This window comes from Corallococcus carmarthensis (assembly GCF_003611695.1).
GTDB lineage: Bacteria > Myxococcota > Myxococcia > Myxococcales > Myxococcaceae > Corallococcus > Corallococcus carmarthensis.
Map to the genome: position 1 here is coordinate 1 of NZ_RAWE01000301.1, position 9,381 is coordinate 9,381.

The window sequence follows — 9,381 nt, forward strand, 5'->3', positions numbered from 1 at the left end:
GGGCACGAGGGGGTTCCAGTCTGTCGAGGAGCGCGCGCGGAGAGGGGATGCGGGCGCCAGGGACTGCGTTAGCAACCGAAGGGCCACGCTTGGAGACAGGCCCCATCCCAGGGAGCGCCCGGGGTTTCTCGCTCGGGGCCGCAGCGTCTGCGTCCAGCGCGGACGCGGGTGCGTTCCTCCGGGTGCGAGGACTCGAAGTCCTCCTCCACGCGAAACACCGTGGAGTACGCTTCCCGCTTCGCGGATGTTCCGCGCTGGAGGAAAACCGATTGCGGAACGTGCTGCGCGCCTGGGGCCTGTGTGTGTTGATTGCCAGCGGCTGTGCCACGACGTCCGCGCGCCGCGAAGTGCCGCCCGTCCCCGACGTGGCCGCGCTGGATGCGGAAGCAGCTCGCGCGATGGCCGCGACCGGCGCGAAGGGGCTGGCCATCGCTGTCATCGACGACGGACGCGTGGTGGCGACCCGGGCCTACGGCGCTCGCGATGCGAAGGGCGAACCGCTGCGCACGGACACGGTGATGTATGGCGCGTCCATCACGAAGACGGTCTTCGCGTACCTCGTGATGCAGCTGGCGGACGAGAAGCGCATCGACCTGGACACCTCCATCGCGCGGTACCTGGACAAGCCGCTGCCCGACTACGCGGACGAGGATCGTTACTCGACCTGGTCTCACCTTTCCGGCGACGAACGCTGGCGGGCCATCACGCCGCGCGTCCTGCTCACCCACAGCGCGGGCTTCGCCAACTTCGGCTTCCTGGAGCCCGACGAGAAGCTGCGCATCCACTTCGCTCCCGGCAGCCGCTACGCGTACTCCGGTGACGGCATCATCCTGATGCAGTTCGTGCTCGAACGCGGGCTCGGGCTGGACGTGGGCGCGGAGCTGCAACAGCGCGTGTTCGACCGCTTCGGTATGCGCACGACCAGCATGATGTGGCGGCCGGACTTCGCACAGAACCTGGCCGACGGCTGGAAGGCCGATGGCAGCGTCGAACCGCACGACGAACGCGGCAGGGTGCGCGCGGCCGGTTCGATGGACACCACCCTCGACGACCTGTCGCGCTTCGCGGCGGCACTGGTGCGCGGTGAAGGGCTGTCGCCTGAGACTTTCGCCCGGATGACCTCGCCGCAACTGCCCATCACCACCCGGAGCCAGTTCCCCACCCTCCAGGACGAACTGCCGCCGGAGTCGCGCCGCAAGGACCTGGCGGCGGGCCTGGGCGTGGTGGTGTTCGACGGTCCGCAGGGACGCGGGTTCTTCAAGAGCGGCCACAATGACAGCACCGCCAACAACCTCGTGTGCCTGCCGCGTGGCCGCCGCTGCGTGCTCATCCTGAGCAACGACGTGCGCGCGGAGGCCGCGTTCCCGCATCTGGTCCGCTTCGTGTTGGGCGAAGCCGGCGTGCCCTGGGACTGGGAATACGGTGACCTGGCGCTGTGGGACGGACGCTGAGCCGCGTCCCCCGGCCTTCACACTTCTTCACGCCCTGCGCAAACCACCGCAACCGGCGGCTTCCATATTGGTTCCAGTCAAGCAGCGGGAAAGAACACCCCACGCCTGGAGCCACACGCCATGAAGAAGACGCTCGCCATCGCCGGTACCGCCGTCGTCGCCGTCACCCTGCTCACCGGTTTCGGATGGGGCCGCCATCACCGCGGCACGCCCGACCCGGAGCGCATCAACCAGATGGTCACCTGGAAGCTGGACGACAAGCTGGATGACCTCAACGCCACCGAGGCCCAGCGCACCTCCATCCACGCCGTGAAGGACCGCCTCCTCTCCGAAGGACAGGGGCTCATGGAGGGGCAGCAGGCCGCGCGCGCCGAGGCCATCACCCAGCTGACGTCCGACACGCCTGACGCCGCGAAGCTCCACGCCCTGGTGGACGCGCGCATCGACGCCGCTCGCGCCTTCGCCCACAAGGCCGTGGATGCCGTGCTCGAAGTCCAGCGCACGCTCACCCCCGCGCAGCGCCAGGAGCTGGCCAGCGACATCCGCGAACACACCGGCGCGAAGTAGACCCACCCGAGGGGCCCCTCACGGTGCGCTCGGCATGACACATGCCGTGTCTCACCGTGAACCTTCATGGGCAGGAATGACGCGCGCGGTTATGGTCGGACGGTGGATTACACCGACTACGCGCGACGCATCCGCTCCCACGCTTCCCTGGGGGAGCTCTCCGAATACGGCCGGGTGCACGAAGGGGGGCGCGACTATCCCCTCTTCCGCCTCATCGTCCCGGGCGACCGCTGGCTCGTCATCACGTCCGGCTTCCATGGGGAGGAACCCGCCGGTCCGCTGACGCTCGCCAAGCACCTGCCGGACATCGTCGCATACGCGAAGTCGAAGGGCGTGGGCCTGCGCGTCTACCCGTGCATCAACCCCTCCGGCTTCGAGGACGGCACGCGCTACAACCGCAGCGGCGAGAAGCCCAACAACGACTTCATGCGCTACGAGATCGCGCCCGGCGAGTGGCGCGGCGAGCTCATCGGCGACCCGGTCATCCTGCGCTGGGCCCTGTACGACGGCGGCCCCAAGGAGACGCGCGCGGTGCGCACCGACCTGGCCCGCTTCCCGGCGCCGGACGCCGCGCTCGACATCCACCAGGACAACTACCTGGGCGGCGTCGCCACGTACGCGTACACCTTCGGAGACAAGACCGCCTACCGCCCGATGACGGAGGCCGCCGCCGCGCACGCCACCGTGGTGCGGAGCCGCAAGGTGGATGACAACGCCTACGCCGACGAGAACGGCCTCATCTTCTTCCACGACGGCAGCGTCACCGACTGGTACATGCGCCAGGGCGTGCCCTATGCCGCCGCGCTGGAGACCACGACGCCCACCACGCAGGACGCGTGCGACGCCGTGAACCTCATCTGGATCCGCGGCTTCATCGACCTGGCCGCGCGTGGCGAGGGCCCCCACCGATGATTCAACGTCCCCTGGGAAGCAGCGGTCTCACCGTGTCGGCGCTCGGCTTTGGCGCGGGCCCCGTGGGCAGTGATGCGCTGAGCGACGCCGGCGCGGAAGCACTCCTCCACGGCGTGCTGGACGCGGGCATCACCCTCATCGACACCGCGCCCAGCTATGGCGCGTCCGAGGAGCGCATTGGCCGGTTCCTCGGCGCTCGCCGCCGGGAGTTCGTGCTGTCCACCAAGTGCGGCTACGGCGTGCCCGGCGTGGAGGACTGGACCCCTGAGTGCATCACGCGCGGCGTGGACCTGGCCCTCCAGCGGCTGCGCACCGACGTGATTGACGTGCTGCACTTCCACTCGTGTCCGCCGGACGTGCTCCACCGCCCGGGGCTCATCGACGCGCTCACCCGCGCGGTGCAGGCGGGCAAGGTGCGCGCCGCCGCGTACTCGGGTGACAACGCCGGGCTGGACGCCGCGCTGGAGACGGGCGCGTTCGCCGTGGTGCAGACGTCCGTGAACCTCTTCGACCAGCGCTCGCTGGACCATGGCGTGGCGAAGGCCCGCGAGCGCGGCGTGGGCGTCATCGCCAAGCGGCCCCTGGCCAACGCGCCGTGGCGCTTCCCGGGCCGTCCCTACGCGCACGACGTGGGCGAGTACTGGGAACGGATGCAGCGCATGGCCCTCCAGACGGACGGCCTGGACTGGCCAGAGCTGGCGCTGCGCTTCACCGCGTTCGCGCCAGGTGTCGCCACCTGCATCGTGGGCACCACGCGGCTGGACAACCTCCGCGCCAACGCGCGCGTCCTGGAGCAGGGCCCCCTACCCGAGCCCACCGTTCAGGCCATCCGGGACGCCTTCCGCCGCAATGACAGCGGGTGGGATGGCGTCATCTGACGCAGCCCGCCAGTCTTACGTTCCGTCAAGCAGCGAAGATTTCAGCGAGATCAACTGCTCACCATCGACGTTTGTCTCGTCCATGCGGGCCGGGTGCTGGCTCTTGGGTGCGTGCCAACCATCCGGTGCATGAACGTGATGCCAGAGTTTGAGAAGGATGGAGAAGCAGTGGAGATTCACCCTTCGGCGCTGGACCTGAACCAGGTCGAGCCCACGCCGCAGGTGGCGAACTGGCTGCGCATGCGCGCGAGCCAGTGGCTCACCACGGCGCAGAAGGACTTCAACGAAGCCGTCTTCGCGCGGGACGGTTCGGACGCGTCATTCGATCGCTACGCGGACGCCCGCTCGGAGCTGGACTCCGCGGAGGCCTGGGCCCTGCGCGTGGCGGAGTTCCTGACGCTGGCGCGGTAGGTCCTCGCGGTGTTGATGGGAGGCGGACGTTCGGTGGCAGCCTCCTCCGGAGCACCCTGGCGCGACTGTTAGCCTTCCCCTCCTCCCCCGGAGGAGCCCGCGGATGGCCTTCACGCTGAACGTCAACGGAGCATCCCACGTCATCAACGAGGAGGAGGACATCCCCCTTCTCTACGTGCTGCGCGACACGCTGCGGCTCAACGGCGCGAAGTACGGCTGCGGCGTAGGGCAGTGCGGCGCGTGCACCGTGCTGCGCGACGGGTCGCCGGTGCGCTCCTGTGTCGTGCCGGCCGTGTCACTTCAGGGACGGGAGGTCACCACGCTGGAGGGCCTGCGCGCTCCGGACGGTGCGCTGCACGCGCTCCAGCGCGCGTTCCTCGCGGAGCAGGCCGGACAGTGCGCGTACTGCATCCCGGGGATGATCCTCTCCGCGGCGGGGCTGCTGCGCCGGAAGCCCTCACCCACCGAGGCGGACATCCGCACCGCGCTGGATGCGAACCTGTGCCGGTGTGGCTCCCACAACCGCATCGTGCGCGCCGTGCAACGCGCGGCGGCGGAGCTGGCGGAATGAGCGCCCCGGTCTCCCGTCGCTCGGTGCTGAAGGGCTCGCTGGTGCTGGCCTTCGCGCTCGCGGGGCCGGACGTCGCGTGGGCCGCGCCCGCGAAGAAGAACGGACTGCCCCAGGACCTGGCGCGCACGCCGGGGCTGGATGCGTGGATCCGCATTGGCGAGGACGGCGTCGTCACGCTGATGACGGGCAAGGTGGAGCTGGGCCAGGGCATCCTCACCGCGCTGGGACAGTTGTGCGCGGAGGAGCTGGACGTCGAACCCGCCCGGCTGCGCGTCCTGTCCGGCGACACGCGCGTCTGTCCTCCCGAAGGCCCCACGGCCGGGAGCATGTCCATTCCCAATGGCGGCGCGGCGGTGCGGCAGGCCTCCGCGGAGGTGCGCGCGCTGCTGGTGGACATGGCCGCGAAGCGGCTGCGCGTCCCGGCGAAGCGGCTCACCGTCCGGGACGGCACCCTCCAGGACTCGGGCGGAGGCGCGCGCATCACGTACTGGGAGCTCGTGGGAGGAAAGCGCCTCCAGCGCGAGGCCACCGGCACCGTCGCGCCCAAGCCCGCCTCGCAACGCAAGCAGGTGGGCCGGCCCCTGCCCCGGGTGGATCTGCCCGCGAAGGTGACGGGAGAGACGCGCTTCGTCCAGGACCTGCGGTCCGACAGGTTGGTGCATGGCCGCGTGGTGCGCGCGCCCACGCCAGGTGCGTCGCTGGTGGCGGTGGACTCCGCGCGGGTGGCCGCGATGCCCGGGGTGCTGAAGGTGGTGCGCGACGGAGACTTCCTGGGCGTCATCGCCACCCGGGAATGGGGGGCGGTGAAGGCCGCCGCCGCGCTGGCCGCCGCCGCACGGTGGAAGGACGGTGCGCCGCTGCCCGGGGATCCGCATGCGTGGTTGCTGGCGCAGCCCACGCAGGACACGGTCATCCACTCCGTGGAGCGGCCCACCGACGTCGCGCCCACGCGCACGCTGGAGGCCACCTACCGGCGGCCGTACCAGATGCATGCGTCCATTGGCCCCTCCTGCGCGGTGGCGGAGTGGGACGGCACCACGATGACCGTGCACACCCACAGCCAGAGCGTCTTCGAGACGGCCGAAGCGCTGGCGAAAATGCTCGGGCTGCCGAAGGAGCAGGTGCACTGCCGTCACCAGGACGGCTCCGGATGCTACGGCCACAACGGCGCGGACGACGTGGCGGCGGACGCCGCGCTGCTGGCCCGCGCCCTGCCCGGCCGCGCGGTGCGCGTGCAGTGGTCGCGCGAGGACGAACACACGAACGAGCCCTACGGCCCCGCCATGGTGACGCGGGTGCGCGCGGGCGTGGACGCGAACGGGGACGTGCTCGACTGGGATTACGCGCTGTGGTCCACGGCGCATGGGACGCGGCCCGGGGGCGAGCCCGGCAACCTGCTCGCGGGCCGTTCGCTGGCGAAGCCGTTCGCCCAGCCGGAGCCGAAGAATGGCGGACCGCCGAACTACGCCGCCGACCGCAACGCCATCCCGCTGTATGCCTTTCCGGGGCAGGCCGTGACGACGCACTTCGTGAAGGCCATGCCCGTGCGCGTGTCGTCCCTGCGCGGCCTGGGCGCCTACGCGAACGTCTTCTCCATCGAGTCCTTCGTGGACGAGCTGGCGCACGCCGCGAACGCGGACCCCGCGGCCTTCCGGCTCCGGCAGCTCCGGGATGACCGGGCAAAGGCAGTCATCGTCCGCGCGACGGAGCGGTTCGGCTGGGCGGGCTTCCAGCGCAGACCGCACCACGGCCGGGGGCTCGCCTTCGCCCGGTACAAGAACCTGGCGGCGTACTGCGCGGTGTGCCTGGAGGTCTTCGTGTCTCCCGACACCCACGTGCCGCGCGTGGTGCGCGCCGTCATCGCCGCCGACGCGGGCGAGGTCGTCAATCCGGATGGACTCGCCAATCAGCTGGAGGGCGGGCTCATCCAGTCGCTGAGCTGGAGCCTGAAGGAGGCCGTGCGCTTCGACGCGCGGCGCATCCTGTCCCGCGACTGGGAGGGCTATCCCATCCTCACCTTCTCCGAAGCGCCATCCGTGGACGTGCAGCTCATCGACAGGCCGGAAGAGCCGTTCCTGGGAGCGGGAGAGGCGAGCCAGGGCCCCACGGCGGCGGCGCTCGCCAACGCCGTGTTCGACGCCACGGGCCTGCGCGTGCGGGACCTGCCCCTCACCTCGGAGCGCTTGAAGGCCCTGCGCGGCTAGGGCTTCGGGCAGTGAGCGCCGGTGTCCACCCAGGCCTGGATGAGCGCGCCGAACTCCGCCTGCGTGCCGGGCACCGGCTGGCGTCCCGGGCCCGGGTTCCAGCCCCAGCCCACGAGCACGTCCTGCGCCATGTGGTGCTGGATGGCGGCCAGGTCCTTGCCGCCGTTGCGCTTCGGGTCCTTGAGCTGTTCGCAGATTTCGCCCAGCGAGCGGCCAATCCACGCCATCTCCACGGGGGCCAGGGCCCACTTGGGATTGCCCGGGATGCTGGCCACGGTGGCGCCCACCGTGGGCGTGTTCGCCGCCTGATGGCAGGCCGTGCAGGGCAGCCCGGGCGCGCCGTGACCGTCCTCGCCGCCCACCACCGCCGGGACGTGCGCCTGTTGGGACATGCCCTGCCGGGGCCGCCCATCCGGCGGGTGGCAGTTGGTGCAGCGCGGATGGGCAATCACCCTCCCCGCCTCCACGAAGAGCGCCACGGAGCGCGCCTGTGCGTCCTCGATGCGCGCGAAGGACGCCACGGGCCGGAGTGCGTCCGGGGCCACGGGGGCTTCGGCGTCAGGCACTTCAGAGGGAGTCCGCGTCGCGCTCCGGCACCCCGTGAGCGCGACGACGGCACACGACAGCAGGAGGACGGCCCGGTGGCTTCGCATGCACGCGGAAGCGTGACATGGGACGCAAGGGGCCAGCCATTCCGGAGGAAGGCCGGCCCCGCCGAGTGTCCACCTTCCGGCCTCAGAACGCGAAGCGCTGGAGGACCGACGACACGGGCCAGCCATCCGGCCCCAGTTCGTACGCGGTCATGTAGAGCGCGGGCGGCTCCATCCGGATGATGACACCGCCTGGATAGCCTTCGACGAGGCCCAGTTCCTCCACGGTCTGCCCGTCCCACACGGAGAGGACATTCTCCGTGCCGCCGTCCGCACCCTGCTTGGGATTGACGAAAACGAACCGCTGCTGCCCCGGCACGAAGTCGAAGACATTCACGCGGAAACTCCCGGCCCTGCGACGTCTGACTACGGAAGCGGTGCGCGGATGACGGAGGTAGAGCCGCCGTCTCCCTGGCTGACGGTCAGGTACAGCGCGGGCGGGTTGTTCCTCACCATGGGACGGATGTGGTTCAGGAAGGGTTTTCCCTCCAGCACCGCCAGGTCGACCACGCTCTGCCCATCCCAGACGGACAGACGATGGTCGGTCTTTCCGTCCGCGGTCGTCAGCGCCCGGGCGAACAGCACCTGGCGGTCGTCTGGGGTGAACGTGAACAGGGTGGAATCCACCCGCCCCTCCAGCAGCGACTGCTGCGTCCCCTCCGGCGTCCTCCACCACAACGTGTCGGTCCTCACGCCGTCCCGCACCACGCTCACGGTCCAGGCCTGCTTCAGGAGGTCCGCGCTGAAGGCGGGAGACACCGAGGAACTGGCGGTCGCGGTGTCGACGAGCGTGCGTCCCGTTCCATCCAGGTACGCTGAGTCCTGGCTGTAATAGTCCGGCGAGTACCAGGTCTGGATGAGACACAGCACCACACCCGGGCTGGCCTCCCAGTTCCGGCAATTGCCCCCGTCAATGTCCCTGCAGCCCGTCGCATCGCAGGCGACGGAGTCGGTCTCCGGAGTGCTGTACCCCTGGATGTTCAGGATGAGGGTCCCCACGTCCGTCATGATGGCGGTGGAGACGTGCCAGTTCTTCCGCGTGGCATCGTCCCGCCAGACCTGCTCCCACTGGAGCGTCCGCGTGGCCGTGCCGAAGACCTGGAGATGGTTCGCCGCGTCGAAGAGGGCGTAGCGGGCACCGTCCGCGGAGAGGACCGGATCGGACACCGTCTGCCCCAGCTCCGTGACGGCGCCAGACGGCATGTCGATGAGCCACGCCTGGGTGCCGTCCGTAGCGAGCAGGGTCGTCCCACCCGCCTGGAAACGGAGGTTCCGAGACGGGCGCTCGAGCGCGGTCCAGAGCGGGCAGGCCGCCAGGGTGCAGGTGTCCGTGCGGGCCACGCGCACGGAGTTCGTCCCCGACGCCTCGTCGTATTCATTGAAGGCGACGAAGGACACCCCCAGGTCGTACTCCACCTTCCGGGCGCGGGAGGTCAGGGGAATGGCCGTGTCCGTTCCGGGCCGCCACAGCCACAACGTCCGGCTCAACCCTCCATCCTGGGGACTCCAGAGCACCACCGCGTCGCCGTCGCTCGCGGTGAAGACCCGCTCCGCCACGTCCGAGATGCGCACGGCTTCGCCCTCCGGCAGCGGCTGTGCGTAGGTGCCGTCCGCGCGCACGGTCAGAAGGAAGGTCTGACGGTCATCCACCGCCAGCAGCTGCGCGTCCCGGGCCACCGTCGTGAAGGATGCCCCGGCATCCACCTCCGTGCCCCCATCCCCACCGCCTCCCGGCTC

10 protein-coding genes are annotated in these 9,381 nt (G+C 70.4%); 7 read left to right on the forward strand and 3 right to left on the reverse strand.

Features of this window, described 5'->3' with window-relative positions:
• Positions 1 to 278: 278 nt before the first annotated feature.
• The 7 genes from D7X32_RS40850 to D7X32_RS40880 all read left to right on the forward strand — a co-directional run bounded on the left by D7X32_RS40850 (position 279) and on the right by D7X32_RS40880 (position 6,994).
• A complete protein-coding gene (locus D7X32_RS40850; protein ID WP_244239461.1) occupies positions 279 to 1,451 on the forward strand; it encodes a serine hydrolase domain-containing protein in 1,173 nt (390 codons plus the stop codon).
• A gap of 120 nt (positions 1,452 to 1,571) precedes the next feature.
• Positions 1,572 to 2,018, forward strand: a complete 447-nt coding sequence (locus tag D7X32_RS40855; RefSeq protein ID WP_120607922.1) for a Spy/CpxP family protein refolding chaperone — start codon at positions 1,572 to 1,574, stop codon at positions 2,016 to 2,018.
• Between the two features lie 102 nt (positions 2,019 to 2,120).
• Entirely contained in the window at positions 2,121 to 2,930 is an 810-nt protein-coding gene (locus D7X32_RS40860; protein WP_120607923.1) for a M14 family metallopeptidase, read from the forward strand.
• On the forward strand, positions 2,927 to 3,808 hold the full coding sequence (locus tag D7X32_RS40865) for an aldo/keto reductase (protein WP_120607924.1): 882 nt from the start codon (positions 2,927 to 2,929) through the stop codon (positions 3,806 to 3,808). Before D7X32_RS40860 ends, D7X32_RS40865 begins: the two co-directional genes overlap by 4 nt.
• Positions 3,809 to 3,976: 168 nt before the next feature.
• Positions 3,977 to 4,219, forward strand: a complete 243-nt coding sequence (locus tag D7X32_RS40870) for a FruA-associating protein, FapA (protein ID WP_147450475.1) — start codon at positions 3,977 to 3,979, stop codon at positions 4,217 to 4,219.
• A 103-nt stretch (positions 4,220 to 4,322) separates the two neighbouring features.
• Entirely contained in the window at positions 4,323 to 4,790 is a 468-nt protein-coding gene (locus D7X32_RS40875) for a (2Fe-2S)-binding protein (protein ID WP_120607926.1), read from the forward strand.
• Positions 4,787 to 6,994 carry a xanthine dehydrogenase family protein molybdopterin-binding subunit gene (locus D7X32_RS40880; RefSeq protein WP_120607927.1) on the forward strand — a complete coding sequence of 736 codons (2,208 nt, stop codon included), beginning with the start codon at positions 4,787 to 4,789 and terminating at the stop codon, positions 6,992 to 6,994. The genes D7X32_RS40875 and D7X32_RS40880 overlap by 4 nt, the downstream gene beginning before the upstream one ends.
• Here the strand turns inward: D7X32_RS40880 and D7X32_RS40885 are convergent.
• The 3 genes from D7X32_RS40885 to D7X32_RS45790 form a co-directional block, all read right to left on the reverse strand.
• Positions 6,991 to 7,647: an Isoquinoline 1-oxidoreductase subunit gene (locus tag D7X32_RS40885; RefSeq protein WP_120607928.1), complete on the reverse strand. Its 657-nt coding sequence runs from the start codon at positions 7,645 to 7,647 to the stop codon at positions 6,991 to 6,993. The two genes, D7X32_RS40880 and D7X32_RS40885, sit on opposite strands and share 4 nt — an antisense overlap.
• Positions 7,648 to 7,729: 82 nt before the next feature.
• The gene (locus D7X32_RS40890) at positions 7,730 to 7,981 is read right to left on the reverse strand and encodes a hypothetical protein (protein WP_120607929.1); all 252 of its coding nucleotides are present in this window, start codon (positions 7,979 to 7,981) and stop codon (positions 7,730 to 7,732) included.
• A gap of 29 nt (positions 7,982 to 8,010) precedes the next feature.
• Positions 8,011 to 9,381, reverse strand: a 1,371-nt coding sequence (locus tag D7X32_RS45790) for a hypothetical protein (protein ID WP_158625857.1), incomplete at its 5' end; no start/stop codon positions are given.